Genomic DNA, 24,969 nt, shown 5'->3' on the forward strand with positions numbered 1-24,969 from the left:
TAGATAGGTTCGGGGTGGAAGCACGGCAACGTGTGGAGCTGACGAATACTAATCGGTCGAGGGCTTAACCAATGATCTGCCATACGAAGTATGGTCAGAGAGTTGCGATGCGTAAGCGTCGCAGGCCCGGAACAAACCGGGGAACTAATTCACGAACTTTACGCATGCATTTCGTATCTAGTTTTCAGGGTGCAATTTGATACTCTGAAGTAACATTATTCCCTGATAGCTCAGTTGGTAGAGCACTCGACTGTTAATCGAGTTGTCACAGGTTCGAGTCCTGTTCGGGGAGCCATATGGAGAGGTGTCCGAGTTGGCCGAAGGAGCACGATTGGAAATCGTGTAGGCGTCACAAGCGTCTCGAGGGTTCGAATCCCTCTCTCTCCGTTGTAGTAAGGCCCGTTGGTCAAGGGGTTAAGACACCTCCCTTTCACGGAGGTAACAGGGGTTCGAATCCCCTACGGGTCACCAATATAACTCATACATATGGAGGCTTAGCTCAGCTGGGAGAGCATCTGCCTTACAAGCAGAGGGTCGGCGGTTCGATCCCGTCAGCCTCCACCATATGTAACTAACGACGCGGGGTGGAGCAGCCCGGTAGCTCGTCGGGCTCATAACCCGAAGGCCGCAGGTTCAAATCCTGCCCCCGCAACCAATTTACTAAGTGTGGAGCCGTGGTGTAGAGGCCTAACATGCCTGCCTGTCACGCAGGAGACCGCGGGTTCGAATCCCGTCGGCTCCGCCATTCATCTTCAATGTAATACCGAGGCTCGGTAGCTCAGTCGGTAGAGCAGAGGACTGAAAATCCTCGTGTCGGCGGTTCGATTCCGTCCCGAGCCACCATGTAAGTAATTAATATGCCGTTGTAGCTCAATTGGTAGAGCAACTGACTTGTAATCAGTAGGTTGGGGGTTCAAGTCCTCTCGACGGCACCATTGCTTCATCAAGCAGCAAGCAATTGAATATGGAGGCTTAGCGAAGTGGCCAAACGCAGCAGACTGTAAATCTGTTCTCATTGAGTTCGGTGGTTCGAATCCATCAGCCTCCACCATTTTCATAGGGGCATAGTTTAAAGGTAGAACAAAGGTCTCCAAAACCTTTGGTGTGGGTTCGATTCCTGCTGCCCCTGCCAATTTCATATCATGGCGGTCGTGGCGAAGGGGTTAACGCACTGGATTGTGGCTCCAGCACTCGTGGGTTCAAGTCCCATCGATCGCCCCATTATTACAGCATTGGGGATTAGCCAAGCGGTAAGGCAACGGACTTTGACTCCGTCATGCCTAGGTTCGAATCCTAGATCCCCAGTTTCTTATATGCGGAAGTGGCTCAGCGGTAGAGCATCGCCTTGCCAAGGCGAGGGTCGCGGGTTCGATTCCCGTCTTCCGCTCCATAATGAGGCGCCATAGCCAAGTGGTAAGGCAGAGCTCTGCAAAAGCTTTACCCCCAGTTCGAGTCTGGGTGGCGCCTCCATTCTTTTACGCCGGAGTGGCGGAATCGGCAGACGCACAGGACTTAAAATCCTGCGGTAGGTGACTACCGTACCAGTTCAAGTCTGGTCTTCGGCACCAGCTATAATTTCATATATGTGCCCTTAGCTCAGCTGGATAGAGCGTTTGACTACGAATCAAAAGGTCGGGAGTTCGAATCTCTCAGGGCACGCCATACTAGCCGGTGTGGCGGAATTGGCAGACGCGCGCGACTCAAAATCGTGAGGGAAACCGTGGGGGTTCGAGTCCCTTCACCGGCATATAAAAAGACCATTAGATATTGTATCTGATGGTCTTTTTATATTTTTAAAATACGAGAAATCTTCAATGCAGTTCGTCATTCCTCTACAGACGTGCAAAGTACTGATTCAAGGAGTCTAGAATTTCCTCGCAGTATGCTTTTTCCTCTTCCGTATTCGCCGCGCTACTATCTTCCTTTTGAATTTGCTCGAAACGTTGGACAAGGGCATCCGTAACAAATTCAGCACTAACGCCATAATGCTTGATAATAGCGAATAACCCGTCCAGGTTCGTATGGTTATCAATAATTTCTGATAGATGGCTCATGCCAGCTTTCTCCTCCTTGACGCATTAATCCAGGCTTATTTATTGTTGGCGGCTGATCTTCATTTTATGTAAGTATAGTACCGCTTGTTTAGGCTTATTCTATACATACCAACAACAGAAAGGAGAAGCGGTATGGCAAGAAGAAGGAACAACAACAGGTTATTGGTTCCTCAGGCTTCCCAAGGAATGGAGCAATTTAAAGGCGAAGTCATGCGTAGGGAAGGCTTCCCGGTGAATATGAATAAGCCGGAAGAGGTTAAATATGAGGTGGCCAAAACATTGGGCATTCCTCTTTCGGATGGTGGTAACGGACGTTTAACGACGGAGCAGGCGGGCAAGATTGGCGGCCGTATAGGAGGTTCCATGGTGAAAGAGATGATACGTATGGCACAGCAAAAGCTGCTGGACGATCGTAAGTAGCCGTTCCCGCTGGTCTTAAGCTTATAATAACAGCCTTCAGTTTCCTTATAGGAGTCTGAAGGCTGTTTTTTATGTGCAAAGTGATGGATTACAGCTGTTTAGATACTTTAAGCAGCTCTGGCAGTGTAACTAATCGATACCCCTTGGATTGAAGGGATTCGATGATCGTCGGAAGCGCTGCGACGGTACCTGAGAGGTTCTGGTTAGGCCCGCCACCGGAATGCTGCAAAATAATGGATCCGGCCCCGACATGATTTAAAACGTTGGCTGTCACCTCGGCCTGGCTCAGCTGCTTCCAATCACGGGAGTCGACATTCCAGTTCACGATTTTATAATGATGTTTGGATGCCCACAGCAATTGGCTTTCGGTTATTTCTCCGTAAGGAGGGCGGATGAGTCTCGGTGTGTAGCCGACGGCATTTTTAACGACTTTTTGCGTTTTGGCTATTTGATTTTGAAATTGCTCGTCCGTTAGCTTGGTTAACAAAGCATGATTATAGGTATGGTTGCCAATAACATGGCCTTCCCTATGCATTCGCTTAACAACGGATGGGTGCTTTTCGGCAAGCCGCCCGACTACAAAAAATGTCGCTTTGACATTATATTGTTTCAAGATATCCAAGACTTGAATCGTATACCGGGTATCAGGCGCGTCATCAAAGGTAAGTGCTACTTGCTTGGAATTCGGCGACCCTTTTAATAACAGAAGGTCAGGATACTTTTTGACAAGCTGGCTTAAGGTAAGACGATTTGCGGATACGGATTTTTTAGATGCGGTGGAAGCAGGAGCTCCCTCAGCTTGTTTTGGGATTTTTTTATTTGTTTTTTGGGGTGCCGGTGTCGACTGCTGAGACGGCTGTTGGACCGGTTGCTGAGCTTGAGGCACAGGCTGGGCCTCCGGCTTAGGTGAGGGTGACTGCTGTACTGCCTTCTGCGGATCGGTGGCTGCTTTTGGCGGCACAGGCGTTGGAGCTGCGGATACCGAGAGCTTATGCGTCAAATCCGGTTGATTCTGCAGAGGATCGGAAGTATGTACGATCGGATTGGGAACCGATTTCTCCTCCTGAACCATACATCCCGATAAACACAAAGAAGCTATGGATACAAATAAGGTCGTTTTGAACAAAACTGGTTTCATATAGGCTCCCCCTTGCACAAAGTTGCCGTTAGTTTTCGCGAAAGGGGGAGAGATTATCCTCAGCAAGAAATTCCGTTTATGCTCCCGTTATATTCCTTCCCATATCATTTTGATGGCGACGATAAAGAAAGTAACTCGCAGGACCCATAGCAGCTTTTTGCTGCTGAGCTTGCTTGCGATCTTGGCCCCGAGCCAACCGCCAATCAGCGCGCTTGGTGCTAGACCCAGCACCATCCAGCCGTCAATTTCCCCCAAGCTTAGATGAGTGAAGGAGCCCATAATAGAGGATAGGAAAATGACGAACATGGAAGTGGCAGTGGCTATATGCGGCGGATAACGGAAAATAATGACCATTGCCGGTACGAACAAGGAGCCCCCTCCAATACCGAATAAGCCGGAGATAAAGCCGACAGCCAATCCGATAATCAGAGCAGGGACGATCCCGTAGCCATATTCATGGACCTGGCCCTGAGAGTCGGTAAACGACCTTTGAATGCGCCAGCGGATATTCAATGGCTTCATATAGTCTCGCAAGACAAGGAGAGTAGCCATGCAAAGCATGAAGATGCCAAAGCTTAGCTGAAACGATTTGGCGTTAACGAATTGGGTCGTATAGGAGCCAAGCATGGCACCGGGACCGCAGGTAATGAAATACAGCCAGCCGCTTTTGAAATCCACCCGTTTCTGTTTGAAAAAGGTCAAGGTCGAGGAGAGTGCCGTGAAGATAAGGACGGCCAACGAAGTCCCTACAGCCGTTGCGACCGATATGGGCTGGCCAACAAAAACAGGACCCAGGTACACCAGAGCCGGGACGATGATTACGCCCCCGCCCAAGCCTACCAGGCTCCCGAATGTAGCTGCAAGCAAGCCTACAGCAGTGTAAAATAAGATTTCCATCATTAATCTTCTCCCGCATTTATGTTTTGTGTCCTTAATTGTACCATACAAGAGAAGATGGGCTGTATATGTCTTTATAATGAAGTCACAATCTGAAGTTTATTAGGTAAATAATGAATGGAACGAATAAATCGAACGGTCTTGGTTCGGGCGCGCATAACGATGGAATGAGTCTCCGCGCGCTGATTGGCCAAATATTGAACACCACCTAGAAATTCTCCCGGCGTAATGCCTGTGGCCGCAAAAATAACATCTTCTGTACCGACCATATCCTTCATGGTCAACAGCTTTAAAGGATCGTCCATTCCCATATCAAGACAACGCTTGAACTCTTCATCGTTAGACGGCATAAGTCTTCCCTGAAGCTCTCCACCGAGGCAGCAAAGGGCGGCAGCAGCCAGAACGCCTTCTGGAGCGCCTCCGGAGCCTACATATAGATCAATACCGGACTCGGACAAAGCCGGGGCCATAGCACCGGCTACATCGCCATCGCTAAGCAGCTTGATACGTACTCCGACGCGGCGAAGGGTTTGGATCATTTCTTGATGGCGTTCCCGATCGAGAATCATGACGGTCAGGTTGCTTAAAGGCTTATCCAGATGCTCGGCCGCTTTTTGAAGCGTCAGTTCAAGCGGATCGCTGAGATGCAGCTTCCCTGCCAATGCCGGACCTACGGCCAGCTTTTCCATATACATGTCGGGGGCATGCAGCAAGCAGCCTTTATTTGCAATAGCAATTACCGCCAAGGCATTATTCAGCCCTTTGGCCACAAGCTCCGTGCCTTCCAGCGGATCGACCGCAACGTCGACCTCCGGGCCCTGACCGTTACCGACCTTCTCACCGATATACAGCATAGGGGCTTCATCCATCTCGCCTTCCCCAATGACGACCGTGCCTTGAACGGAGACGGAATCGAACATCGTCCGCATGGCGGAGGTAGCAGCTCCGTCCGCTTGAATTTTGTCGCCGCGGCCCATCCATTGTGCTGCAGACAAGGCTGCAAGCTCGGTGACGCGAACAATTTCCAGTGCCAGTTCTCTTTCCATGTACATAGCCCCCAAATCCGATTTTGTTCTAGCGTATCATCTGTAGTTTAAATAGGATACAATGATTAATAAATATAGTATAATAATTAGTGATAAAACGTGCAATATATTTTCTATTTTGCTTAACCATTCGGTCGTTTTGAGCTTATTATGAGATATAAATGTATTTATATATAAGTTCAGCTCAATATTTGGTACAATGCATGTAATATGACATGCTCGAAATGAAGACAGGAGGTTATGAACATCGAACTGACAGCCCGCCAATTACAAATCGTAGAATTGGTTAAACAGCATGCGCCGATTACGGGCGAGCAGATAGCGGAAATGCTCGGACTAAGCCGGCCTACCCTCCGCTCCGACTTGGCATTGCTTGTTATGCTCGGTTACGTCGATGCGAAGCCAAAGGTAGGTTATTCTCCGGGCTCCGCAATGTCCTCGGGAAGTCAGGCTTCCCGCAGGCTTCAGTCACTTAAAGTAAAAGATGTACAGTCCATGCCCGTCATCGTAAGGGAGAATGCGTCCGTTCATGATGCGGTCGTCTCGCTTTTTATGGAAAATGTGGGAAGCTTGATCGTCGTCGACGAGGAAAGCTGTTTATCCGGCGTCATTTCCCGAAAAGACTTGTTAAAGTTTACACTTGGCAATACCGCCGCCGCATCCATGCCGGTTAGTATGGTCATGACCCGGGAGCCGAACGTGGTTCACGTTAGCCCCGAAGATACGGTGATTGACGCAGCCCGTAAAATGATTCTCCATCAGGTGGATAGCCTTCCGGTGGTTGTTAAATCCAAGCAGGATACGACGCATGGCCGGTCCAGATGGGATGTAGTAGGCCGAGTCACCAAAACGATCATGACGCAGCTGCTGCTGGAGCTGGCGACCGAGCCGTAAGGATACGGAAAATGGATGAAAACGTGTGAGACAATAATAAAGGAGAAGAACCGGATGATGAAAGACGACCAGCATTATGAGATCACGATTTGCTCCGACTCGGTTGGGGAGACCGCCGAAGCGGTTGTCAAGGCGACCATGCGGCAATTTGATGCCCAGCAGGTTAAGACCAAGCGGATCGGTCACATAAAACATGAGGATGAAATTCGCGCGATTATGGAGGAGGCTGCCAAACGCGGCGGCTTTGTCGCTTATACGCTCGTTCAGCCGGAGCTTCGCGAAATGATGAGGGAGGAAGCGATCCGCCTGGGTGTTCGTGCCGTGGATATTATGGGGCCGATGATGCAGGCGTTCATCGATACGTTCAACGATTCTCCCAAGCGTAAGCCGGGACTGCTGCATGAGCTGGACGACGACTATTTCAAACGGGTGGATGCGATTGAGTTTGCCGTAAAATGCGATGACGGCAGAGACACGAGCTCCCTGTTAAAGGCGGATATCGTCCTGATTGGCGTTTCACGCACGTCGAAGACGCCGCTCAGCATCTTTTTGGCACATAAGGGACTCAAAGTATCTAACCTGCCGCTTGTGCCTGAAGTCAAGCCGCCTAAGGAGCTGTTCCTGCTGCCGGGCAACCGGATTGTCGGTCTTATTATGGATGCGGACAAGCTGCTGAAGATCCGTACGGAACGTCTGAGAGCCGTCGGTCTGCCGTTTGGGGCAAAATATGCGGCAATGGAGCGTATTATGGAAGAGCTGGATTATGCGCAAAAGCTGATGAAACAGGTAGGGTGCCCGATCATCAATGTAACCGATAAGGCGATCGAGGAGACGGCAGGCATCATTATGAGTTATAAACAATAAAAAAACTCGAATATCCAAAGGAAAGCATGCAGCATACGCCGATGGCGCAGGCTCATGCTTTTTTCGTTATTTTGCGATGGAGACTTGCCGGACCTCTTAGATGCCGGAGAGCGATATGCTACAATAGGAAAATAGAAGTAAAAAAGGAGCCGGATGCGTCTCTAAATAAGGAGAGTGCGAAGATGGATGCTTGGAGAAGCTGGTTGAAGGAACCGTTCGGGAAAAAGCTGAAACGGCTTCATGCCCGGAATGCATGGCTAATCGTGTTACTGGCCATAACGGGGATTATCCTGTATATTCCCTCAATCCGGGGGGATTTGGGAGCTTTTCGAGTATTTCTTAAGCAGTTACATATTGGGTTGGGCCTTCTATCCATTGTTATTATTTTGATGTATTTGCGCCATATTCCAAAACATTGGAAGCAAATCTCGCAAAAAATAAATCAGCGCTGGAATTTATTCATCGTACTCCTTTTGCTTGCCGGATGGAGTGTGACGGGGATCCTGCTGTGGCAGTTCCGAAGCCTCTCTCCTGTATGGAGCAACATGGCGCTTGTTCTGCATGACCTGTTTACATGGATAGGCATTCCCTATGCAATCTATCACTCCATCTCAAGGAGCCGGTGGTTGAAGGCAATGAAGCGCGAGGAGAAGCGGGAGGCCATCAGCGCGAACTTGCAAGACGGAGCAGCTTCCACGGGAACGGGGAGTGCTGGAGCCGCGGCGGATGATCCTCAGGAGCGAATCCGATATTGGCAGAAGGCGCCTATTTCACGCTCCGCTTTTATCCGATGGCTTGTCGGTTTGGCCGTTGTATTCGGGGTAGGACCGTCCTTTTACCGTTGGATCAAGACCGCAGCGGATAACGGAGGAACGGAGCTGGAGAAGCTGGCAGGAGAGGATGCGAATCGGATGCTCCCGGTGCCGGAGGCACTGCCTGAATCGAATCCTCCGCTTGGAGGCGGCGGCCAAGGCCAATTCAGAATCTATACCGTCACAGAAATCCCCGCCTTCTCTAGCGATCATTGGAGTTTCACGGTAGCGGGATTAGTGGAGAAGCCCCAATCCTGGAGCTGGGAAGAGCTTCTGAAGCTTAAGCGGAAAGTGCAGGTCAGCGATTTTCACTGTGTAACCGGCTGGTCCGTCTATAAAGTTACCTGGGAAGGCATCCCTCTGTCCGAGCTGCTCGACATGGTGAATGTCAAGAGCACGGGGCGCTTTGTAAAAATGTATTCGGGAGACAAAGTATACACGGATTGCCTGTCATTGGAGCAGGCGCGCATGGAGGATGTCATGGTAGCCGTGCTTATGGACGGAAAGCCGATTCCACAAAAGCTGGGAGGCCCGGTTCGCCTGATTGTTCCACAAATGTATGCTTATAAATCGGTAAAGTGGCTCCAGGCTATCGAACTGATCGATAAGGAGCATATGGGTTATTGGGAGGTACGCGGTTATGACAATGACGCCTGGGTCAGCAAAAATAGACTTTCCTGAGCATGCTTAGTTTTTCTCTGACGCTGCCGTAGACCCCAACCGGTTGACCGGTTCTTTGGGCTTGCCCCATTTCTTACGTACAAGGGCAATCATGAGCAGCAGAACGGGAATGACCACCTGAATGGTGGTATAGAAGAAAACAAGGGATGTTGACAGCATATGGTTCAACACTTCCCGGCTGGAAGCGACCCACTTGCTGTATACAACCAGCATATAGCCGACTGTAAAGACAATCGAGCGGTAGCCCGGCAGCTGAAACCACTGGCTGACCATTAAGACCAGCACATAATAGACAAGTGAAATTTTGATAAACATCGCGAGCACCCAGACAGCCATAGCCGTGGCTTCCAAATGCTCCAGGAAGTCAGCCAGGCTGATGTAACGAGCTGCCAGCATAACGGGATAGCTGAAGCTACCAACAATGTCTCCAAGCAGCAGTAAGCTGATGATGCCGCAAAGCACCATAGATATCATTACAGCCAATACGGAAATCATTCCCCACTTCAAGCCTTTTTCGCGGTCGGACAAAAAGGGGATCAGCAGACCAAGATCGAAAAACTCGCTATACCAGGTTTGTGTCGGGACAGCCGCCTTGAGGGAAGGCGTAATGCCGTGTTCAAATATAGGCAGCATATTCTTCGCATCAAGGTCCGGCATGGCCAAGGAAAAAATAAGAAATAGCAGAATGACCACGATCGGGACGAAGAATTGAGCCACCCGGCCCAGCACTTCCAGTCCGCTGCGAACGGCAAACGCGCAAACGATGACCATGCTGCTCATGACGACGATGATCGGGGTCTGCCGTAAAAAGGCGTCCATGATAAATTCGCCGTACTCTCTAATCATGATTCCGACATTGATGAAGTAAAAGACGATATAGATGAATCCCAGCAGCTTTCCCATGGTGATCCCGAGGATGGAGACGCTGTATTCCATGAAGGTTTGACCCGGATACAGCTTGTGAAGCCGAAACAGGACATAAACGAGCAGGTAGCCGACCAACGAAGCCCAAATAGGGGCTATCCATAAATCTTTATCTGCGTATTTAGCGGTAATAGAGGGAACGGAGAGTAGGGATGTGGATATGATGGTAGGATACATGACGATCGCCATCTGGAATGAGGAGATTCTCCCCTTCTCAATCATGCTGCAAGCCCCTCCATAAAATATATTCTTCTTCCTATTTTATCCCTACCTGAGTGGCATTAAACGGGAACCGTGAAGGAATGTATAGCGATGAGAAGCATTTTCATTTATAGTAGTAAGAAAATATTTGTTTTTGAGGCATAAGGGTTGGCACGGAGAGGAGATTTACGGTATGCAGCTGTTGTCTTTAAATGTAGGAAAACCTATTGTGATCGAATATATGGGGAAGCCGCTGGAGACTGGTATTTACAAGAAGCCCGTAGAGGGCCCTGTCTATTTGTCATCTATTCAGCTTCAGGGCGACGGACAGGCGGATCTGATTAACCACGGCGGGAAGGATAAGGCGGTCTGCGTTTATTGTTCGGAGCATTTTGATTTTTGGAGTCAAAAGCTGGGACGTCCCTTGTCCTTCGGGGCTTTCGGCGAAAATTTCACCGTCTCCGGGATGGTCGAGTCCGAGGTCCATATCGGCGACATCTTCGAGGTAGGAGAGGCGCTTGTGCAAATCAGCCAGCCGAGACAGCCTTGCTTTAAGCTAGGCAAAAAGTACGATGAGCCGGAGCTGCCACTGATGTTTCAAAATACAGGCTACACGGGCTACTACTTTCGCGTTCTGAAGGAGGGGCTTGTCGAGAAAGGTCAAAGAATTAAGCTTGTCGACCGCCATTCATCAGCCGTGACGATAATGGAAGCCAACCGTGTGAAATATCATGATAAAAGCGATTGGGCCAGGATTCGAGCCTTGTTGGAAATCGATGCTTTATCGGAGAGCTGGAGAGCATCTTTCCAAAAAAGACTGGACTCGGCAAAAGGCTAGGCAGGACGCCAATCAGTTATGATGGAGGGATGGCCTTTGCACGTGAGAAAGAAGTGGCTGACGGGCGTTATATTGGCCGGCGGCCAGAACCGCCGGATGGGCGGTCAGCCGAAAGCAATGCTTAAGCTTCAGGGGCGGTCCTTTGTAGAGCGTCAGCTTGATGAGCTGGGCAAGGTATGCGGAGAGATTCTGATCATCGCGAACGATACCGCCCCATTCGAGAAGCTGGTTCAGGAAGTGGATTCCGGCAGCATCCGGATTGTTCCCGACCAGCATCCGGGCATGGGCCCGCTCGCCGGCATGCAAGCTGCGATACAGTCGGCACAGGGCGAGGCGATGTGGGTTGTCGCTTGTGACATGCCTCATGTTTCCGGTGCAGCTGCCAGTGCTATGATGGAGGAGCTGGACCTAGCGGAACAGCATTGGGATGCCGTCGTACCTGTGCTGCATGGCAAAATCCAACCTCTTCATGCGGTTTACCGGATAAGGAGCTGCAGAGAAATCGTTGACGACATGCTCGAAACCGCTCAATATAAGGTTATGGAATTGCTGCAACGGCTGCATTACAGGGAAACGGACGAACATTTTTTCGCGAGAAAGGGCATAGCTGCCGATTTTGCGTTAAATATCAACGAACCGGCCCAATATGAACAGCTTCTAAGATTAAGAACAGACACATATTAAGTTTAACTCGGAAAGCGGAGGTGAGCTGAGATGTCCGTCATTTTAACGGATCGTTTCGGACGTGTTCACGATTATTTACGCATTTCGGTCACGGATCGTTGTAATCTTCGGTGTGTCTACTGCATGCCTGAGGAAGGAATGCAGTTCGAGCCGGATGAACGGCTGCTCACCTTTGATGAAATTGTCGAGGTTGTACGCGTACTGGCGGCTCTTGGGCTGAGAAAGCTTCGCATTACCGGGGGGGAACCGCTCGTTAGAAAAAATATCGAGCAGCTCATTGCCAGATTATCCGCCATTGACGGCATTGAGGATATTGCTTTGACGACGAACGGAATCTTCTTTGCCTCTAAAGCCGAGCAGCTTCGCGCCGCAGGCTTGACACGGATCAATATCAGCCTGGATTCGCTCAGGTCGAATCGTTTCTCGTTAATCACCCGCGGCGGGGATATCAAGCGGGTATTGGAAGCGATAGATGCAGCTTATCGCGTAGGACTGGACCCTATCAAGCTGAATGTTGTATTGATGAAGGGGTTGAATGACGACGAGATTGACGATTTCTTGCTGATGACTATCGATCGGAAAATCCAGGTTCGATTTATTGAATATATGCCTATAGGCCATGACGATGAGGGATGGAAAAGCAAATATGTTCCGTTAAGCACGGTCACCGACCGTTGTGCGGCACGAGGCTGGCCGGTACAGCCTTATGGTGAAATCTACGGCAACGGGCCGTCTCAAAACTTTAAAATTGAGGGGGCATTAGGTACGTTTGGCCTGATCCATCCGGTGAGCGATCATTTCTGCGAGACGTGCAATCGTCTCCGTCTTACCTCGGATGGGAATATTAAGCCTTGTCTGTATTGGTCCGATGAATTTAATGTGAGAAGATACATCGGCGACGATCAAGCTCTGGCAGATCTATTCCTCAAAGCGTTGAATGTGAAGCCTGAAAGCCATGAAATGGCCAAAGCGCTGCTCAATGAACAGCAAAGCCACATTCCTACGCTGCGAAGAATGTCGCAGATAGGAGGGTAAAGCCGACGTGTCCGGATTAAGGTTCCACCGAAAAGCAATTTCCGTTCTCGAGGCCCAACAGGCTGTACTTCAATGGGTCAAACATCTGGAAATCGAGGAAGTGCCCTTGGCCCAGAGCTTCGGGCGGCGACTGGCCGCAGCTGTATCGGCGGAGCAGCCGATACCGCACTTTCGACGTTCGGGTGTAGACGGTTATGCCGTCCATGCCTCCGATAGTACGGAGGCTTCCCCGGACAACCCGATAGCGTTGGAGGTCGTAGAACGAATATTTAGCGGCGACGTGCCCGAAAGGAGCGTTCTGCCGGGCCAGGCCGCCCGAATTATGACGGGTGCCGTGGTCCCGGAAGGGGCCGATGCCGTGATTATGCTCGAGATGACGGAGGCACGGGAACGGCAGGTTCACCTGCGCAAAAGGATGATGGAGGGGGAGAATATCACCCCGGTAGGACAAGAGGTATCGCAGGGGACATTGCTTTTGCATGCAGGTCAAGCAATAGGAGCGGGAGAGACCGCCGTATTGGCCTCCTTCGGCTACTCCAGCGTCCCCGTCTTCCGCAAGCCTCGAGTGGCGATATTCTCTACGGGCTCGGAGCTGCTGGATGTGGACATGCCGCTTGAACCTGGCAAAATCCGCAACAGCAATAGCTATATGCTGGCCTATCAAGTTCGGGAGGCAGGCGGAGAGCCTTTCATTATGCCGATTATGCCAGATGATCCGGCGATAGTCGAACGAGAGCTCCTGGCCCTGGCGGATCAGGTTGATTTGATTCTGACGACAGGCGGAGTCTCGGTTGGCGATAAGGATGTGTTGGTGGATCTGTTTGAACGATGGGATGGGCAGCTGCTTTTTAACAAAGTAGCTATGCGGCCCGGAAGTCCGACTTCTGCCGGTGTATGGAGGAATAAGCTGCTGTTAGCTCTTTCCGGGAATCCCGGAGCGTGCTTTGTCGGATTCGAGCTTTTTGCCCGGCCGTTCCTGCGCGGTTTATTGGGCTGCACGTCCCTATATCATCATGAAATAGAGGCCAGACTGATGACGGACTATTCCAAAGGCTCCGCATATCCGCGCTATGTCCGCGGCTCTCTGGAGCTGCGTAAGGGAATGATCGGAGTTCGGCCGGCAGGCCAAGACAAATCCAGCATTATGGTATCCATCAAGGATACGGATTGCTTGATCTGTATTCCAGCCGGGGGAAGAGGCGCAGCGGAAGGGGAAATGGTAAAGGTCCTTATGCTTGCCGGGAAACCGATCATAGGTTAATAAGTGGATCAAAAGGGAAACCCCCGATAAAGTGCGACGGCACCTTATCGGGGGTTTGTTTGTTGAGACAGAAGGGATGTTCAGCTGATTGCCTCTAGCGATCCGCCTGTTCTGGGTTCATTAATACAATACACCGCGAGTAACAATAACCAGCAGGATGAACAATACAAGGATAACACCTGTGCTTGTGAAAACTCCGCCAACACCGCTCATTCGACATCCCCCTTTCAGAAGACTTGATATACCATATGTCGTGGAGATGAATGCTGATTGGGTACTTTGCCCGTTTGTGGATAAAAAGGGCTTGTCTTATATAATTTCTCGATTCGACAAAGGATAACAAAAGAAAACGGAAAAAACCGGAAATAATACCTATTTTATGATAGTATTTTTAGCCTCATAATGGTAATATGTCCATATACTGTACTCTGAATACATTAATGGAATCAACCATCATGAGAAAGAGGCTGATATTCAAAAAAGAATGGAACCGTATCAATGAACTGGGCTTAACGGAAGATAAGCATCTGGGGAAATTAGGGAAGACCATTGAAATGATCAGGGCGGTCACACTTGCCGAAAAATAAAGGGGGCCTGTTAACGACTTGAGTCATCTTTTGTTGAACGTGCTGATCATATGGGCATGTATCTTTTTGTATCAGGTGCTGTGGTTAGATAGGCTGAACCATAAAGCAAAGCTGGATAAGCCGGTACTGACGGCGGTGCTGGTCATAGGATTGGCTGGCTGCATGTCGTTTCCCATGCATCTTTCTCAGAAATTCGCATTCGATCTGAGAGGCGTCCTGCTGCTCATTGGTAATCTGTACGGCGGCATGCTTGCGGGCTGGGTACTAGGAGCAATTACCGTTATCATCTGCGCAATGCAGGGCGAGGGCGGGCTGTGGCCTGCGATCCTGTTCGCAATGATGGGATGGATGACCTTATCGTATACCGGTCGAACCTATCGGCTGCTGCCGTTTAGAAAAAGGCTGTGGATCGGGCCCATTCTTGCCGGGATTGTCGGAGAGCTGATGCTTGGCTTGACTTATTGGCTTGCGGCCGATACAGGCCTCTGGAGTATTCAAACGATCCGCCACATGCTTCTGTTCGGTTTACTTCAAGCGGCATGCGCGTTTTCGACTATTTATTTTATTGAGAAAATGCATGAAAATTCGATAGCGAAGGCGGAAATACAGCAGAAGGAGAAAATGCAGATGATAGGGGAGCTCGCTGCCTCGGTTGCCCATGAAATCCGCAATCCAATGACGGTGGTACGCGGGTTTATGCAGCTGATGAACTCTCACGGTGCTGCATTAAAACGTTTTAATGATTACGCGCCGCTCATCCTCGAGGAGCTCGACAGAGCCGAGACTATTCTGAGCGACTACCTGTCCTTCGCCAAGCCACAGAATGCAGAGTGGGAGAAGCTGGAGTTAAGCGAGCAAATGTCCCATGCCATTGACGACGTGAAGCCCTATGCGAATATGAATCAGGTGGAAATAAGAACCTGTTGTCAAACCTCGCTCGCCATTTATTTCGATCGTAAAAAGCTAAGGCAGCTAATGGTCAATCTGCTTAAAAACGGGATAGAGGCTATGCCGGATGGCGGAAGGCTTCAGCTGGAGCTGTACCGGGAAAATGATCATGCCGTCATTCGCATTCTGGATGAAGGAATCGGCATGTCGGAGGAAGAATTAAAGCGGCTGGGGTCCCTCTTTTATTCCACCAAAACGAAGGGAACGGGAATAGGGATCATGATTTGCTATAAAATCATAGAAGCGGCTAATGGAATGCTTCAGCTGCAAAGCGAGAAGGGAAAAGGCACGACCGTTACAATTCGTCTGCCGTTATCGTTCCAAAAGAAGATGGAGGAAACGTCATGAAGCCATTTATTATTCGTCATATTCCCAAGGAGCAATTCGAGGACAGCTTGTCCTTATCGGAATTCGCATTTCAATACGAGGTCCCTAAGGAGGAACGCGCCAAAAAGCTATCACTATTAAAAGAAAAAGAATGCTGGGGAGCTTACGTGGAAGGAAATTTAGCCGCCCGTATGACCGTAATAGATCTGCACGTCTGGCTGTACGGCAAACGCTTCGCCATGGGCGGGATTGCGTCCGTAGCTACATGGCCGGAATACCGAAGAGGCGGCTTGGTATCCGCATTGCTATCCAATGCATTGAATGTAATGCGAGAGCAAGGACAGTCTCTCTCTTTCCTGCATCCGTTTCAATTCGCTTTTTACCGGAAGTTCGGGTGGGAGACCTATACGGAGACGAAAAAATACGAAATTCCGACTGCGCTTCTGCCCAAGTTTCCTCATCAACCGGGCCGGGTCGTAAGGGTCAGCAGGGAAACTGAGCTCCTTAATTCCATTTATCAGCAATATGCTAAGGGATATAACGGTACGCTGGACCGTGACGAAGGCTGGTGGAATCACCGGATTCTCGATGGCAAAAAAGGGACTGTAGCGGTCTATTACGACGGCTCCGGCGAACCGTCCGGCTATGTTCATTACGAGGTAAAGCAGCAAATTTGCCGCATCCATGAGCTGGTCTATCTCCACCGGGAAGCCTGGAAAGGATTATGGCGCTTTATTGCCGATCACGACTCGATGATAGAGAAGGTGACGATAAGCGTCCCGGCAAATGATGCTACGTCCTTCCTATTGGACAATCCTCGTATCAAACAGGAAGTGATCCCTTATTTTATGGCTAGAATCGTCGATGTGAAGTCGTTTATGGAGCAGTTCCCGTTTGTGCCCGCGGCTCAAGAAAGCGACATCCGGAGGTTAAGACTCAGGATCTCGGATGCTCATGCGGAATGGAATGACGGGGAGTTTCTGCTGGAGATTTCCCCGGACGGTGGAGTCCGTATAGATAAGGTGCAGGAAGCCGATTCCGGAGCACCTGCCGTGTCCTGTGGAGTCGGAACGCTGGCTGCCATGTTCATGGGATATCAGCGGCCAACGTTCCTGCATGATGTCGACCGTCTGGAAGGTGACCGGGAAGCGGTTGCGCTTTTGGAATCGATCATTCCGGAAGGTCAGACTTATTTGCCTGACTTTTTCTAGCCAATTCAAGCAGACCGTGCTGCTTCAAAAAGGAGTCCGGGTCGCTTGGACAATCGAATACGTATGGCTTGCCCTCACTGCTGAATACGAGCAGATGGGGGCTTTCTTTTTGTTCCGGGTCTACAAAAAGGTACAGGTCCGCGGCGTTCATCGTGAGCCAGCTGTGCTTCACGGGGAGGGGAGGCTGAAGCGGGATGTGCACGACGATGCCGGATTCGGCTTCGACACGCGCTCTTCCCGACAGTCTCTGTACCGCCTTCAGCCAGCTTGCCGCTTGCTCGCGGAAGGCAGACGTGTTGGGCAGCGTTGCAACGACCTGCTCCTTTTTCACATCAAAGACTTGAACGGGAGGCTGCGGCTCCGCATAAACGGAAGCAAAGGATAGCGTCCACAGCAGGCAGGCCAAGAGAAGGGTACGCGAAATAAGTGTAACGTGATGAATGAAAGCGCTTCGTCTTTTCACAAAGGATCTCTCCGTTCTCATAAGGTAGTAAACCTAGTATGACACAGAAAACGAGAGTTCATCCCTGCAGACTTCTCCCGGCGTTTTCGTGGCTTTGACTAAGGTCCGAAGGTCCCCCCGACTTTGGTCTAGGAGCAAAAACCGACGCAGGTCCGTTTTGGGAAAAGGCGAAAGAACCTAAAATAAAGACATGAATGAAACACAAAGACAACGAAAGGCGGTGAATACATAAATGAGACTAAATCGGCACAGCGGTTTGGCGCTTCTATTAATCTTCTTCGGAGCCATCATCCTGCTGAACAAGTTCGGCTTCCACACAGGTCACATTATGGGCTACGTATTCCCTCTAGCTCTCGTCGGGCTAGGCTGGTTGGGCATCAAAAACGGCCGTTCCATTATCGGTTGGATCTTGCTCGTATTCGGAGGGATGATTCTTCTTGGTAAATTGTCCGGATTGATTGCCATAGCGGTTGCTATCGGATTTATCTGCTACGGAGTTTGCATCTTAAAGAAAAAATCAGGCGACGCTTATTGATTATAGGAAAGTGATGTGATCTTCCCCCAAACGGGGATGACAATTTGAAGGAAAAGGTGGTTAGGGCATGAGTTTAGGCAAAAGATTCAGAGACATTACCGTAGCGACTTTCAACGAAATGCTGGAGCAATCGGAAGATCCGGTTCGTCTGATAGATAAATATCTACAGTCTCAAGCGGAACAAATCCGCGAGTCGGAGAAGCTGCTGCAGCAATGTTTGTCCCATGCAGCCTCCCTAAGGCAGCAATACATGAACGCCGCTCAGCTGAAAGAGCGCCGCGAGCAGCAGGCCATGATTGCTCTTAAGGCGGGCGAGGAGGAGGTAGCGCGCATAGCTCTGCAGGAGAAGCTCCAGCAGGAGGAGCGCAGCACGCAGTACAAAGCGTTGTACGAGCAAAGCAAGCTCGGCATCGTTGAGCTTGAGGAGCAGGTTCAGCAGCTCAAGTCGGACTTTGAGGAAGTGGCGGCCAAGCGCAGCTACTATATCGCAAGACTGGAGAGCGTAAGGCTGCAGCAGCGCATGAATGAGCGTCTGCGCGGCATGGGAGGCTACGGCTCGGCGCAGCCGAGAATGTTTGACCGGTTGGAGGAACGCGTATCCGACATGGAAATGACGGCGCGCACGCTTCGCGAAGTTCGCTCGCAAACCCGCGACGCCTTCATGGCGGCCGGCAGTGCAGCTTCCCAGGCGCTGGAGAGTGAGATGGCCAAGCTGAAATCGAAATTACAGCAGGAGGGCTGGATGCGATCATGACCAGAATATACCGTTCTCGTACGGACCGAAAAGTGACCGGTCTCTGCGGAGGATTATCCGATACATTAAGAATCGATTCGAATTTGCTTCGACTGATCGTTGTCGTCACGGCGTTCTTTTCCGGCGGTGTCGTCATTCCGCTGTACTTCCTGGCGGCTCTCGTCATACCAAGCGAGCCTTATCCTGACGCTTCGTACGCAGGCTACGGATACGGAGGACCGGGACAAGGGCCATGGAACCGCGGTGAGGGCTCCTGGGGACGCGGCCATGAAAGAAGACGTCATGGCGGCTCGCGCAGACATGATGAAAGAGATCCCCGCGGTCATTATGAGGGAGCTTATACCCAGGCAGGATATGGATATGAGAACCAGCAGGAGAAGCAAGCAGGGTCTGATCTTGACGATATGATGAAAGATATTGAGAAAAAGGCTATGTGGAAAGAGATCGAGGAATTGCGCAGCAAAGTGGCTCAATACGAAAAACAACAACAATCTAAGGGAGATGTTAAATAATGGGAGTATTTTCTAGAATTAAAGATATGACAAAAGCGTCGCTGCATGAGCTGCTGGATAAGGTTGAAGATCCGATCATCATGCTGAATCAATATATCCGCGATATGGAAGAGGAAATCGCCCAAGCGGAAGTGACTGTAGCCCGTCAAATCGCAACGGAACGCAAAGTAAAGGAGCGTTGGGATGAAGCGATCCGTCTGACCGCACAGCGTGAAGAACAAGCTAAGGAAGCCCTGAAGCACGGTCAGGAAGCGGCGGCTCGTCAGGCTTTGGAGCAAAAGCTGTACTACGAAGGAAAAATCACCGAATACGCCGAAATGCATGCCCAATCGAAGGCGCAAGCGGAGGAGCTTGTTCAGCAGCTGCATGAGATGAAGGATGCGTTCTACCAAATGCGCAACAAGCGCAGCGAGCTGATATCCCGCGCTCAATTGGCCAAAGCGAAAAAGCAAATGGCCGAGGTAACGACAAATAACGTTATTGACGGCGGCAACGCAGTGAAAGGTTTCCGCCGCATGGAGGACAAAATTCTTTCCCTGGAGGTTGAAGCGGAAATTGCCCGCAAGCCTTATGTGAATACTTATTCGACGAATGCCGGTTATCCTGGCACTTACGGAGCAGCCGATGCGGCGAAGCAGCAAAAGGTCGACGATCAGCTTCAGCTGTTGAAGGAGAAGCTGAACTCAGAGCAATCCCAATAAGGCAGCTGCGCCCGTATTGATAAAATCCTCTTTGAGGCCATAGTAAATTATGATATGCTAGGAAAGGCAAAAAGCCATAGGGCAGCGATAGGCCGCTATGGCTTTTGCGCCTATCGAAGGGCGAACCAGAATCGACATAAGAAGGGAGGCAGCACGGATGAAGAAGAATTGGAAGCATCGAAACAATAACCGAAATGTAGCTCTGATCTTGATCGGAGTCGGGCTGTATTTGCTCCTGGATAATCATTTCGGCTTTTTCACCGTGTTGGCTCTCTTGTTCATTCTTTACGGCATTAATAAAATCCGGTCCGCCTCCGTACGCAAAGGCTATATATTTATCGGCATCGGATTGGTCATCCTGATCGGAGGGAACCTGTCCCTTCTGCTGGCCGTGGTGCTGATCTCGCTCGGCTTCTTCTATATCCGCTCCAAGCAGCTTCAGCGGGGCGATGATTATGTCAGGAAGCAGAGTCTGATTGAGAGCATCCGCTGGGGAAGAGAACCGTGGGTGCTGCGCAGCAGCTCGATATGGAACGTGCTTGGCGAGCTTCAAATCGATTTGACCTATGCCATCCCGGAGCAGCAGGAAACGACGATCGTCCTGCAGGGCGTTATTGCCGATGTGGATATTATTGTTCCGGAGGATATGGGCGTCTCCGTCACTTCCTCGGTCTTGTTCGGTCAATCCGATATCGGACCGCTGAAGGAGGCAGGGGCGTTGAACAAGACGGTATGGCAGTCGCCGAACTACGAAACCGCGGACATGCGGGTGAAGCTTCTTATCTCTTATGTCGTTGCTGATGTAGATATTAAAATCGTGTAATGCAACAAATTGCAGCAGTAATCTCGTTTATAACTTTGAAACAGATCAGATAACAATGGAGGCCGAAATGGATGGAAGGGCATGACAAACGACTGACCAACATGATATGGCGAAGCATGGGCGAGTCAATTATACTCAGCCTTCTTTTGTTTGGGGTCATCGTGTACTTCCTGAGTTCCAACGGCTATATCAATGAATTTACGACTTGGCAGGAGGGTGTGCGGCTCAGCCTGACGGTCATCGCTATCGTTACGGTGATCGGAGGCGCTTACGGGCTGTGGAACAGCAGCAAGACCAAACGGCGCCTGGAGCTGCTTCGCGAGGTGATGATTTCCTTGGAAAAAGGAAACTTAAGCCGCAAGGTCCCTCCTCTCGGAGAGGATGAAATCGGCAGGCTCGGCGAGCAGTTGAACCAGATTACGAAAAAATGGGAGGAGCAGGTAACCTCCCTCCAGCGCTTGTCCAGCAACAATGCGCAGCTGGCGCAAAAGGCGAAGTATTCGGCTATCGTGGAGGAGCGACAGCGGCTGGCTCGGGAATTGCATGACGCCGTCAGTCAGCAATTGTTCGCGATCTCGATGACGGCTACAGCGGTTGGAAGAACGCTGGACAAGGACTTCGACAAGACCTTGTTCGAAAAGGCCAAGAGACAAATTCATCTGATTGAGGAAATGGCCTCTGTGGCTCAATCGGAGATGCGCGCGCTGCTCCTTCATTTGCGTCCTGTCCATCTGGAAGGGAAGCGTCTTGCGGAAGGCTTGCTGGAGCTGCTTCAGGAGCTGATGGCCAAGGTTCCTATGGAAATCTCCTGGGAGTTGGAGGAGGACGTCAAGCTGCCTAAAGGGATCGAGGATCATTTGTTCCGGATCGTGCAGGAGGCGATGTCGAATGCCCTCAGGCATTCCAAGGCTACCAAGCTGGAGGTACGGTTGACTCAGCCTTCCAGCGATGCGATTCGACTGCTGATCCGGGATAATGGCGTAGGCTTTGATCTCGATGCGAAAAAGCATGCTTCTTACGGTATTGTGACCATGAAGGAACGCGTGAATGAAATCGGCGGGTCCTTGAATTTGATAACGGCGCCGGGTAAAGGAACTCGGATTGAGATTCGGGTGCCGATTTTGACGGAAGGGGGAGAATTGGATGGAGAACGAGATGGCGATTAAAGTTCTATTGGTGGATGACCACGAAATGGTTCGGATAGGTTTGGCAGCGGTGCTGAGTACGGAGGAAGATATTGAGGTTGTTGGCGAGGCCAGTAATGGTGCGGAGGGTATTAGACTGGCTCAGGAATACAGGCCGGATGTCGTCTTGATGGATCTGGTTATGGAAGGAATGGACGGAATCGAAACGACCCGGCGGCTGCTTCAGCTGTACCCCGAGTGCAAAGTGATCGTTCTGACAAGCTTCCTGGACGATGAGAAGATGTACCCGGTTATTGAAGCGGGAGCCTTCAGCTATTTGTTGAAAACCTCTCGGGCTGCGGAAATTGCACAAGCGATCCGGGCTGCGGTAAAAGGCCAATCCATCCTTGAATCCCAGGTGGCTTCCAAGATCATGAACCGGTTCCGACAGCCGAAGGCTGCCGCTCCTGCTCACGAGGAGCTGACGGAAAGAGAGATGGAGGTGCTTCGTCTGATCGCTTCCGGCAAGTCCAATCAGGATGTGGCGGATGAGCTGTTCATCGGCATTAAAACGGTCAAGTTCCATGTAACGAATATTCTTGCCAAGCTTGGTGTCGAGGATCGTACGCAGGCGGCCATATATGCCTTTAAGAACGGTCTGGTAGAATAGGGGCGGCAATGCCTTCCCAGTAGATGCGCCATACTCCTTCCAGCAGCTGTTCGAATTGGGGCCGGCCATAATAAAATAATTGGAGAAAGCAGCCATCCATCAAACAAAGATAGGAGGCCAGCAGCTCTTCGACGGGCTCATCGCGGATGAGTCCTTTTTGTATTCCTGTCGAAAAGATTTCTTGTAGAGGGGCTGTAAAAAGACGCTCGATTTCAATAAATTTGTGCTGCAGCCGTTCTTGAAGAAAGGTAGGGGGAAACAGCATCGCTCTGCGCAGGAAGGTGATTTTTTCTTCGCTGACCAAATAAGTATCGCAGGAGTCCCTAAGAATGGCAAACAGCTTCTCTTTCACCGGGTAGTCGTGAATGGATTCCAGCAGCTGGCCGACGCGGGCGGCATGTTCTTGAAGCAGCTCCTCGAAGAGCCGGAGAAACAAGTCTTCCTTGCTGCGAAAATGAGCATAGAGCGACGGCGTCTTGATTCCCACGTCCTTGGCGATTTCGGATAAAGGGGTGCCCTCATACCCGTTTTTTGCAAAATGGCGTAATGCAGCGGCTTTAATCGTACTAGAAGTCATGATCAGAGCTCCGTTTCTTTATGATAAGTAGTCCTTATTAATGTTAATTATAATAACATAATACCAGCTGGTGAATGATATCTGCAAGAGTCATTAAAATTTGTGTTATTTTATTTAACACTGGATATAGCTGATAAATAGAATAGGAATGGTGCGAAAAAGGGAAACATTACATTGGGCCGTATCCACATATAGGATAGTCATAAACCTATGCATGGAAAGGGTTTCTGGTGCTTGCCAGGAGAGGGATTTATTTATTGACCGAAGGCAAAATAGTTTCTGTTCCAATAATTATTGAGAATTATGGGTAGAGAAGTTCACATATTCGGGCAGAGAATGGAACGGACAGAGGAGCCAGACAGCCTGAGAGACCATCGGGCCGTCATTCGACAACAAGCGGATAGATAAAGTCTGTCGAAATCCTCAAAAGAGGCTCTGAAGGCGGACGAGATTGACGAAACCTCATACGGTTCGACTCTGTGAGACAGGCCGATTGGTGAAATAAACATCTTTGTCGGGGGACATGTTCAAAATGTGATTATTTCCGGGGAAATTGACAAAATTCACGGTCTCTAAAAAATGGCGAAAAGAAACGATGGTAGTCTAATAATCCAAAGGTAAACCCTATCTTCCGCTGACAGTGATCTTTTTTCTAAAGAAGAGGCTGTTTTTTTGTGGAAATGTCGGAAACAGTGAAAGAAAATCGCGCTTTGTTTCGTCTATATATAGTGAGACAAAAAAAATGAACTGGCGTTTCGCGCCTTGGATATATAGTAGTTAGAGTTGTGGATGAGCGTGGTCCAAATTGGAGACGAAAAGGGGAGAGGGAGATGGCGGTTACTATAGCCGATAGGAGAATGGAATTCGCGACCCTGCCGTGCAGGGAGAAGGCCGTTCACCTTCGGCGCTATGAGGAATATTGCTATCAAATCGCTTTCTACTTGCTGAATAATGAAAAGCAGGCGTCGGAAGCGGCAGAGCACGCACTTATGGAGCTGTACAGGTGCAGGGAATGGTTCGACATGCCTGACAACGCCAGGCAAGCCAAAGCTAAGCAAGCTGCGCTGATGCAGGCTTTGGAAAGCAAAAAACGCGGCTTAAGCCGCGCCTTATAAATATTGATTAATGAGGATTCCGTTAAGAGGGATGGAGAAGTAGGTGTGCACCTGGCCTGCCTCCCATTGTCGAAAACGGTATTTCGTTATCGTCTTGAATTGCGGCTGTTCTTTGTCGAGAAGCTGCTCCGGCGGAAAGGCAAGAAGCCGATCGGCCGTTTCAGATAGAATAACGGCCAGCTCGCCGGTCCGTGACGCGTCGACCTGATGGGGAACAGGCATATCCATGAGTGACGCGGCTTCTCCGTCTGATTGTCGAAGACCAAGCTCCTCCCATAGTTCTGAAGCGGGCTGGCTGAGCGCCTCCTCCAGCGTCTTGCTGTCGATATAGGTGGATGCTGAAGTCAATGCTTGATGAAGAAGAATATAGCTTTGGACCAGCTCCTCAACCTGCTGTTGACGGAAGGTGGTCTTTTGCTCTTGTTCAGGGAAGGCAGGGTCTTGCTCATCCGTTGCTTCCCATTCCTGATCGGGCTGTCGATTCAACGCCTCGACAGATTCCTTCACTTCGACGGCGGCGGTCAAGACATGGGATAAGCTTAACGCGGCAGCGAATGCGAATGGTTCGAAATCATGATGGAACGCATGGGACGAGATCGATGGCGGATTGAAGAAGGGTGAAGATCGACGCGAACGGCGCTTCCATAGATCCTCTCCTGAATGCCATAAGGCATTGGTACGGTATGTACGAGCCACTTTAGATAGCTTGGCCAGCATGCTTGAACACCTCCGATGAATAATGAGAAATGGATTGGTTTTATTATACATAATGTTCCATCTTACGTAAATTGGAACTTGACATAATTATTGACGCTACTGTATGATATAGAATTAACTTGGAAAAAGGGGCATTTTGTCATGGATTGGGTACAA

General features: G+C 50.2%; 28 protein-coding genes and 17 tRNA genes. 36 read left to right on the forward strand and 9 right to left on the reverse strand.

The window, feature by feature from the left end; all coding sequences use genetic code 11:
* Positions 1 to 219: 219 nt before the first annotated feature.
* From ABEA66_RS31675 to ABEA66_RS31755, 17 genes are all read left to right on the forward strand, one after another.
* Positions 220 to 295: transfer RNA gene (locus ABEA66_RS31675), tRNA-Asn, on the forward strand.
* Positions 296 to 298: 3 nt separating this feature from the next.
* A tRNA-Ser gene (locus ABEA66_RS31680) sits at positions 299 to 387 on the forward strand.
* Positions 388 to 396: 9 nt separating this feature from the next.
* Positions 397 to 471: transfer RNA gene (locus ABEA66_RS31685), tRNA-Glu, on the forward strand.
* Between the two features lie 17 nt (positions 472 to 488).
* Positions 489 to 564: transfer RNA gene (locus ABEA66_RS31690), tRNA-Val, on the forward strand.
* 14 nt (positions 565 to 578) lie between these two features.
* Positions 579 to 655: transfer RNA gene (locus ABEA66_RS31695), tRNA-Met, on the forward strand.
* A gap of 13 nt (positions 656 to 668) precedes the next feature.
* Positions 669 to 745 (forward strand) — tRNA-Asp (locus ABEA66_RS31700).
* Between the two features lie 22 nt (positions 746 to 767).
* Positions 768 to 843 (forward strand) — tRNA-Phe (locus tag ABEA66_RS31705).
* 16 nt (positions 844 to 859) lie between these two features.
* Positions 860 to 935: transfer RNA gene (locus ABEA66_RS31710), tRNA-Thr, on the forward strand.
* Between the two features lie 31 nt (positions 936 to 966).
* Positions 967 to 1,051: transfer RNA gene (locus tag ABEA66_RS31715), tRNA-Tyr, on the forward strand.
* 7 nt (positions 1,052 to 1,058) lie between these two features.
* A tRNA-Trp gene (locus ABEA66_RS31720) sits at positions 1,059 to 1,132 on the forward strand.
* 13 nt (positions 1,133 to 1,145) lie between these two features.
* Positions 1,146 to 1,221: transfer RNA gene (locus ABEA66_RS31725), tRNA-His, on the forward strand.
* A gap of 12 nt (positions 1,222 to 1,233) precedes the next feature.
* A tRNA-Gln gene (locus ABEA66_RS31730) sits at positions 1,234 to 1,305 on the forward strand.
* Between the two features lie 10 nt (positions 1,306 to 1,315).
* A tRNA-Gly gene (locus ABEA66_RS31735) sits at positions 1,316 to 1,390 on the forward strand.
* Positions 1,391 to 1,396: 6 nt separating this feature from the next.
* A tRNA-Cys gene (locus ABEA66_RS31740) sits at positions 1,397 to 1,470 on the forward strand.
* Between the two features lie 9 nt (positions 1,471 to 1,479).
* Positions 1,480 to 1,568 (forward strand) — tRNA-Leu (locus ABEA66_RS31745).
* A 17-nt stretch (positions 1,569 to 1,585) separates the two neighbouring features.
* Positions 1,586 to 1,662: transfer RNA gene (locus ABEA66_RS31750), tRNA-Arg, on the forward strand.
* A gap of 5 nt (positions 1,663 to 1,667) precedes the next feature.
* Positions 1,668 to 1,747, forward strand: a tRNA-Leu gene (locus tag ABEA66_RS31755).
* A gap of 85 nt (positions 1,748 to 1,832) precedes the next feature.
* Here ABEA66_RS31755 and ABEA66_RS31760 read toward each other — a convergent pair.
* Positions 1,833 to 2,054, reverse strand: a complete 222-nt coding sequence (locus ABEA66_RS31760) for a hypothetical protein (protein WP_192701846.1) — start codon at positions 2,052 to 2,054, stop codon at positions 1,833 to 1,835.
* A 132-nt stretch (positions 2,055 to 2,186) separates the two neighbouring features.
* On the opposite strand from ABEA66_RS31760, the gene ABEA66_RS31765 reads away from it, so the two are divergent.
* Complete coding sequence (locus ABEA66_RS31765; RefSeq protein WP_345593898.1) at positions 2,187 to 2,474, forward strand: alpha/beta-type small acid-soluble spore protein; 288 nt, start codon at positions 2,187 to 2,189, stop codon at positions 2,472 to 2,474.
* Positions 2,475 to 2,562: 88 nt separating this feature from the next.
* Here the strand turns inward: ABEA66_RS31765 and ABEA66_RS31770 are convergent, their stop codons facing one another.
* From ABEA66_RS31770 to glpX, 3 genes are all read right to left on the reverse strand, one after another.
* On the reverse strand, positions 2,563 to 3,612 hold the full coding sequence (locus tag ABEA66_RS31770; RefSeq protein ID WP_345593901.1) for a polysaccharide deacetylase family protein: 1,050 nt from the start codon (positions 3,610 to 3,612) through the stop codon (positions 2,563 to 2,565).
* Positions 3,613 to 3,699: 87 nt separating this feature from the next.
* Positions 3,700 to 4,509, reverse strand: coding sequence for a sulfite exporter TauE/SafE family protein (locus ABEA66_RS31775; RefSeq protein ID WP_345593983.1), 810 nt, complete (start codon positions 4,507 to 4,509; stop codon positions 3,700 to 3,702).
* Between the two features lie 74 nt (positions 4,510 to 4,583).
* Entirely contained in the window at positions 4,584 to 5,555 is a 972-nt protein-coding gene (gene glpX / locus ABEA66_RS31780) for a class II fructose-bisphosphatase (protein WP_345593903.1), read from the reverse strand.
* A gap of 240 nt (positions 5,556 to 5,795) precedes the next feature.
* On the opposite strand from glpX, the gene ABEA66_RS31785 reads away from it, so the two are divergent.
* The 3 genes from ABEA66_RS31785 (at position 5,796) to ABEA66_RS31795 (ending at position 8,806) form a co-directional block, all read left to right on the forward strand.
* A complete protein-coding gene (locus ABEA66_RS31785; RefSeq protein WP_079915066.1) occupies positions 5,796 to 6,449 on the forward strand; it encodes a helix-turn-helix transcriptional regulator in 654 nt (217 codons plus the stop codon).
* 57 nt (positions 6,450 to 6,506) lie between these two features.
* Complete coding sequence (locus ABEA66_RS31790) at positions 6,507 to 7,313, forward strand: pyruvate, water dikinase regulatory protein (protein ID WP_079915091.1); 807 nt, start codon at positions 6,507 to 6,509, stop codon at positions 7,311 to 7,313.
* Positions 7,314 to 7,495: 182 nt separating this feature from the next.
* Positions 7,496 to 8,806, forward strand: a complete 1,311-nt coding sequence (locus ABEA66_RS31795; protein WP_345593906.1) for a molybdopterin-dependent oxidoreductase — start codon at positions 7,496 to 7,498, stop codon at positions 8,804 to 8,806.
* 6 nt (positions 8,807 to 8,812) lie between these two features.
* Here the strand turns inward: ABEA66_RS31795 and ABEA66_RS31800 are convergent, their stop codons facing one another.
* Complete coding sequence (locus ABEA66_RS31800) at positions 8,813 to 9,952, reverse strand: GerAB/ArcD/ProY family transporter (protein ID WP_345593908.1); 1,140 nt, start codon at positions 9,950 to 9,952, stop codon at positions 8,813 to 8,815.
* A 172-nt stretch (positions 9,953 to 10,124) separates the two neighbouring features.
* On the opposite strand from ABEA66_RS31800, the gene ABEA66_RS31805 reads away from it, so the two are divergent.
* The 4 genes from ABEA66_RS31805 to ABEA66_RS31820 are packed head-to-tail and all read left to right on the forward strand — an operon-like array spanning position 10,125 to position 13,749.
* Positions 10,125 to 10,769 carry an MOSC domain-containing protein gene (locus tag ABEA66_RS31805; protein ID WP_345593910.1) on the forward strand — a complete coding sequence of 215 codons (645 nt, stop codon included), beginning with the start codon at positions 10,125 to 10,127 and terminating at the stop codon, positions 10,767 to 10,769.
* Between the two features lie 42 nt (positions 10,770 to 10,811).
* A complete protein-coding gene (mobA, locus tag ABEA66_RS31810) occupies positions 10,812 to 11,453 on the forward strand; it encodes a molybdenum cofactor guanylyltransferase (RefSeq protein ID WP_345593985.1) in 642 nt (213 codons plus the stop codon).
* Positions 11,454 to 11,483: 30 nt separating this feature from the next.
* Positions 11,484 to 12,488 (forward strand): GTP 3',8-cyclase MoaA, encoded by a 1,005-nt coding sequence (moaA, locus tag ABEA66_RS31815; protein WP_345593912.1) that lies wholly within the window; start codon positions 11,484 to 11,486, stop codon positions 12,486 to 12,488.
* A 7-nt stretch (positions 12,489 to 12,495) separates the two neighbouring features.
* On the forward strand, positions 12,496 to 13,749 hold the full coding sequence (locus tag ABEA66_RS31820) for a molybdopterin molybdotransferase MoeA (protein WP_345593914.1): 1,254 nt from the start codon (positions 12,496 to 12,498) through the stop codon (positions 13,747 to 13,749).
* Between the two features lie 120 nt (positions 13,750 to 13,869).
* Here the strand turns inward: ABEA66_RS31820 and ABEA66_RS31825 are convergent, their stop codons facing one another.
* Positions 13,870 to 13,962, reverse strand: a complete 93-nt coding sequence (locus ABEA66_RS31825; protein WP_079915073.1) for a sporulation protein YjcZ — start codon at positions 13,960 to 13,962, stop codon at positions 13,870 to 13,872.
* A gap of 242 nt (positions 13,963 to 14,204) precedes the next feature.
* Here ABEA66_RS31825 and ABEA66_RS31830 point away from each other — a divergent pair, with 242 nt between their 5' ends.
* From ABEA66_RS31830 to ABEA66_RS31840, 3 genes are read left to right on the forward strand one after another with little or no spacing between them, the layout of a single operon-like run.
* Complete coding sequence (locus ABEA66_RS31830; RefSeq protein ID WP_256865632.1) at positions 14,205 to 14,336, forward strand: hypothetical protein; 132 nt, start codon at positions 14,205 to 14,207, stop codon at positions 14,334 to 14,336.
* Positions 14,337 to 14,354: 18 nt separating this feature from the next.
* The gene (locus tag ABEA66_RS31835) at positions 14,355 to 15,632 is read left to right on the forward strand and encodes an ATP-binding protein (protein WP_345593920.1); all 1,278 of its coding nucleotides are present in this window, start codon (positions 14,355 to 14,357) and stop codon (positions 15,630 to 15,632) included.
* A complete protein-coding gene (locus ABEA66_RS31840) occupies positions 15,629 to 16,822 on the forward strand; it encodes a GNAT family N-acetyltransferase (RefSeq protein ID WP_345593922.1) in 1,194 nt (397 codons plus the stop codon). Before ABEA66_RS31835 ends, ABEA66_RS31840 begins: the two co-directional genes overlap by 4 nt.
* Here the strand turns inward: ABEA66_RS31840 and ABEA66_RS31845 are convergent.
* Entirely contained in the window at positions 16,782 to 17,285 is a 504-nt protein-coding gene (locus ABEA66_RS31845; RefSeq protein ID WP_345593924.1) for a hypothetical protein, read from the reverse strand. The two genes, ABEA66_RS31840 and ABEA66_RS31845, sit on opposite strands and share 41 nt — an antisense overlap.
* A gap of 232 nt (positions 17,286 to 17,517) precedes the next feature.
* Between ABEA66_RS31845 and ABEA66_RS31850 the strand changes: the two genes are divergently transcribed.
* The 7 genes from ABEA66_RS31850 to ABEA66_RS31880 all read left to right on the forward strand — a co-directional run bounded on the left by ABEA66_RS31850 (position 17,518) and on the right by ABEA66_RS31880 (position 22,404).
* Positions 17,518 to 17,820, forward strand: a complete 303-nt coding sequence (locus ABEA66_RS31850; protein WP_079915077.1) for a LiaF transmembrane domain-containing protein — start codon at positions 17,518 to 17,520, stop codon at positions 17,818 to 17,820.
* A gap of 67 nt (positions 17,821 to 17,887) precedes the next feature.
* Positions 17,888 to 18,574: a PspA/IM30 family protein gene (locus tag ABEA66_RS31855; protein ID WP_079915078.1), complete on the forward strand. Its 687-nt coding sequence runs from the start codon at positions 17,888 to 17,890 to the stop codon at positions 18,572 to 18,574.
* Positions 18,571 to 19,086, forward strand: a complete 516-nt coding sequence (locus tag ABEA66_RS31860; RefSeq protein ID WP_079915079.1) for a PspC domain-containing protein — start codon at positions 18,571 to 18,573, stop codon at positions 19,084 to 19,086. Before ABEA66_RS31855 ends, ABEA66_RS31860 begins: the two co-directional genes overlap by 4 nt.
* Positions 19,086 to 19,787: a PspA/IM30 family protein gene (locus ABEA66_RS31865; protein ID WP_192701860.1), complete on the forward strand. Its 702-nt coding sequence runs from the start codon at positions 19,086 to 19,088 to the stop codon at positions 19,785 to 19,787. Before ABEA66_RS31860 ends, ABEA66_RS31865 begins: the two co-directional genes overlap by 1 nt.
* A gap of 157 nt (positions 19,788 to 19,944) precedes the next feature.
* Positions 19,945 to 20,610, forward strand: a complete 666-nt coding sequence (liaF, locus tag ABEA66_RS31870; RefSeq protein ID WP_079915081.1) for a cell wall-active antibiotics response protein LiaF — start codon at positions 19,945 to 19,947, stop codon at positions 20,608 to 20,610.
* Between the two features lie 71 nt (positions 20,611 to 20,681).
* Positions 20,682 to 21,776 carry a sensor histidine kinase gene (locus tag ABEA66_RS31875; protein WP_079915082.1) on the forward strand — a complete coding sequence of 365 codons (1,095 nt, stop codon included), beginning with the start codon at positions 20,682 to 20,684 and terminating at the stop codon, positions 21,774 to 21,776.
* Positions 21,754 to 22,404, forward strand: coding sequence for a response regulator (locus ABEA66_RS31880; RefSeq protein ID WP_028548883.1), 651 nt, complete (start codon positions 21,754 to 21,756; stop codon positions 22,402 to 22,404). Before ABEA66_RS31875 ends, ABEA66_RS31880 begins: the two co-directional genes overlap by 23 nt.
* On the opposite strand, the gene ABEA66_RS31885 is transcribed toward ABEA66_RS31880, so the two are convergent.
* The gene (locus ABEA66_RS31885) at positions 22,382 to 22,981 is read right to left on the reverse strand and encodes a TetR/AcrR family transcriptional regulator (protein ID WP_345593932.1); all 600 of its coding nucleotides are present in this window, start codon (positions 22,979 to 22,981) and stop codon (positions 22,382 to 22,384) included. The genes ABEA66_RS31880 and ABEA66_RS31885 overlap by 23 nt on opposite strands.
* Before the next feature lie 830 nt (positions 22,982 to 23,811).
* Here ABEA66_RS31885 and ABEA66_RS31890 point away from each other — a divergent pair.
* On the forward strand, positions 23,812 to 24,096 hold the full coding sequence (locus ABEA66_RS31890) for a hypothetical protein (protein ID WP_345593935.1): 285 nt from the start codon (positions 23,812 to 23,814) through the stop codon (positions 24,094 to 24,096).
* On the opposite strand, the gene ABEA66_RS31895 is transcribed toward ABEA66_RS31890, so the two are convergent.
* The gene (locus ABEA66_RS31895) at positions 24,091 to 24,813 is read right to left on the reverse strand and encodes a hypothetical protein (protein ID WP_345593937.1); all 723 of its coding nucleotides are present in this window, start codon (positions 24,811 to 24,813) and stop codon (positions 24,091 to 24,093) included. The genes ABEA66_RS31890 and ABEA66_RS31895 overlap by 6 nt on opposite strands.
* Between the last annotated feature and the right edge of the window lie 156 nt (positions 24,814 to 24,969).

The sequence above is a fragment of the Paenibacillus vulneris genome (genome assembly GCF_039543185.1).
Lineage (GTDB): Bacteria > Bacillota > Bacilli > Paenibacillales > NBRC-103111 > Paenibacillus_S > Paenibacillus_S vulneris.

What these genes read in the sequence shown, in the direction of transcription:
- ABEA66_RS31760 (WP_192701846.1), bottom strand. Translation starts at nt 2,054, where the DNA reads ATGAGCCATCTATCAGAAATTATTGATAACCATACGAACCTGGACGGG.
- ABEA66_RS31765 (WP_345593898.1), top strand. Translation starts at nt 2,187, where the DNA reads ATGGCAAGAAGAAGGAACAACAACAGGTTATTGGTTCCTCAGGCTTCC.
- ABEA66_RS31770 (WP_345593901.1), bottom strand. Translation starts at nt 3,612, where the DNA reads ATGAAACCAGTTTTGTTCAAAACGACCTTATTTGTATCCATAGCTTCT.
- ABEA66_RS31775 (WP_345593983.1), bottom strand. Translation starts at nt 4,509, where the DNA reads ATGGAAATCTTATTTTACACTGCTGTAGGCTTGCTTGCAGCTACATTC.
- glpX (WP_345593903.1), bottom strand. Translation starts at nt 5,555, where the DNA reads ATGGAAAGAGAACTGGCACTGGAAATTGTTCGCGTCACCGAGCTTGCA.
- ABEA66_RS31785 (WP_079915066.1), top strand. Translation starts at nt 5,796, where the DNA reads ATGAACATCGAACTGACAGCCCGCCAATTACAAATCGTAGAATTGGTT.
- ABEA66_RS31790 (WP_079915091.1), top strand. Translation starts at nt 6,507, where the DNA reads ATGAAAGACGACCAGCATTATGAGATCACGATTTGCTCCGACTCGGTT.
- ABEA66_RS31795 (WP_345593906.1), top strand. Translation starts at nt 7,496, where the DNA reads ATGGATGCTTGGAGAAGCTGGTTGAAGGAACCGTTCGGGAAAAAGCTG.
- ABEA66_RS31800 (WP_345593908.1), bottom strand. Translation starts at nt 9,952, where the DNA reads ATGATTGAGAAGGGGAGAATCTCCTCATTCCAGATGGCGATCGTCATG.
- ABEA66_RS31805 (WP_345593910.1), top strand. Translation starts at nt 10,125, where the DNA reads ATGCAGCTGTTGTCTTTAAATGTAGGAAAACCTATTGTGATCGAATAT.
- moaA (WP_345593912.1), top strand. Translation starts at nt 11,484, where the DNA reads ATGTCCGTCATTTTAACGGATCGTTTCGGACGTGTTCACGATTATTTA.
- ABEA66_RS31825 (WP_079915073.1), bottom strand. Translation starts at nt 13,962, where the DNA reads ATGAGCGGTGTTGGCGGAGTTTTCACAAGCACAGGTGTTATCCTTGTA.
- ABEA66_RS31830 (WP_256865632.1), top strand. Translation starts at nt 14,205, where the DNA reads ATGAGAAAGAGGCTGATATTCAAAAAAGAATGGAACCGTATCAATGAA.
- ABEA66_RS31840 (WP_345593922.1), top strand. Translation starts at nt 15,629, where the DNA reads ATGAAGCCATTTATTATTCGTCATATTCCCAAGGAGCAATTCGAGGAC.
- ABEA66_RS31850 (WP_079915077.1), top strand. Translation starts at nt 17,518, where the DNA reads ATGAGACTAAATCGGCACAGCGGTTTGGCGCTTCTATTAATCTTCTTC.
- ABEA66_RS31855 (WP_079915078.1), top strand. Translation starts at nt 17,888, where the DNA reads ATGAGTTTAGGCAAAAGATTCAGAGACATTACCGTAGCGACTTTCAAC.
- ABEA66_RS31860 (WP_079915079.1), top strand. Translation starts at nt 18,571, where the DNA reads ATGACCAGAATATACCGTTCTCGTACGGACCGAAAAGTGACCGGTCTC.
- ABEA66_RS31865 (WP_192701860.1), top strand. Translation starts at nt 19,086, where the DNA reads ATGGGAGTATTTTCTAGAATTAAAGATATGACAAAAGCGTCGCTGCAT.
- liaF (WP_079915081.1), top strand. Translation starts at nt 19,945, where the DNA reads ATGAAGAAGAATTGGAAGCATCGAAACAATAACCGAAATGTAGCTCTG.
- ABEA66_RS31875 (WP_079915082.1), top strand. Translation starts at nt 20,682, where the DNA reads ATGGAAGGGCATGACAAACGACTGACCAACATGATATGGCGAAGCATG.
- ABEA66_RS31880 (WP_028548883.1), top strand. Translation starts at nt 21,754, where the DNA reads ATGGAGAACGAGATGGCGATTAAAGTTCTATTGGTGGATGACCACGAA.
- ABEA66_RS31885 (WP_345593932.1), bottom strand. Translation starts at nt 22,981, where the DNA reads ATGACTTCTAGTACGATTAAAGCCGCTGCATTACGCCATTTTGCAAAA.
- ABEA66_RS31890 (WP_345593935.1), top strand. Translation starts at nt 23,812, where the DNA reads ATGGCGGTTACTATAGCCGATAGGAGAATGGAATTCGCGACCCTGCCG.
- ABEA66_RS31895 (WP_345593937.1), bottom strand. Translation starts at nt 24,813, where the DNA reads ATGCTGGCCAAGCTATCTAAAGTGGCTCGTACATACCGTACCAATGCC.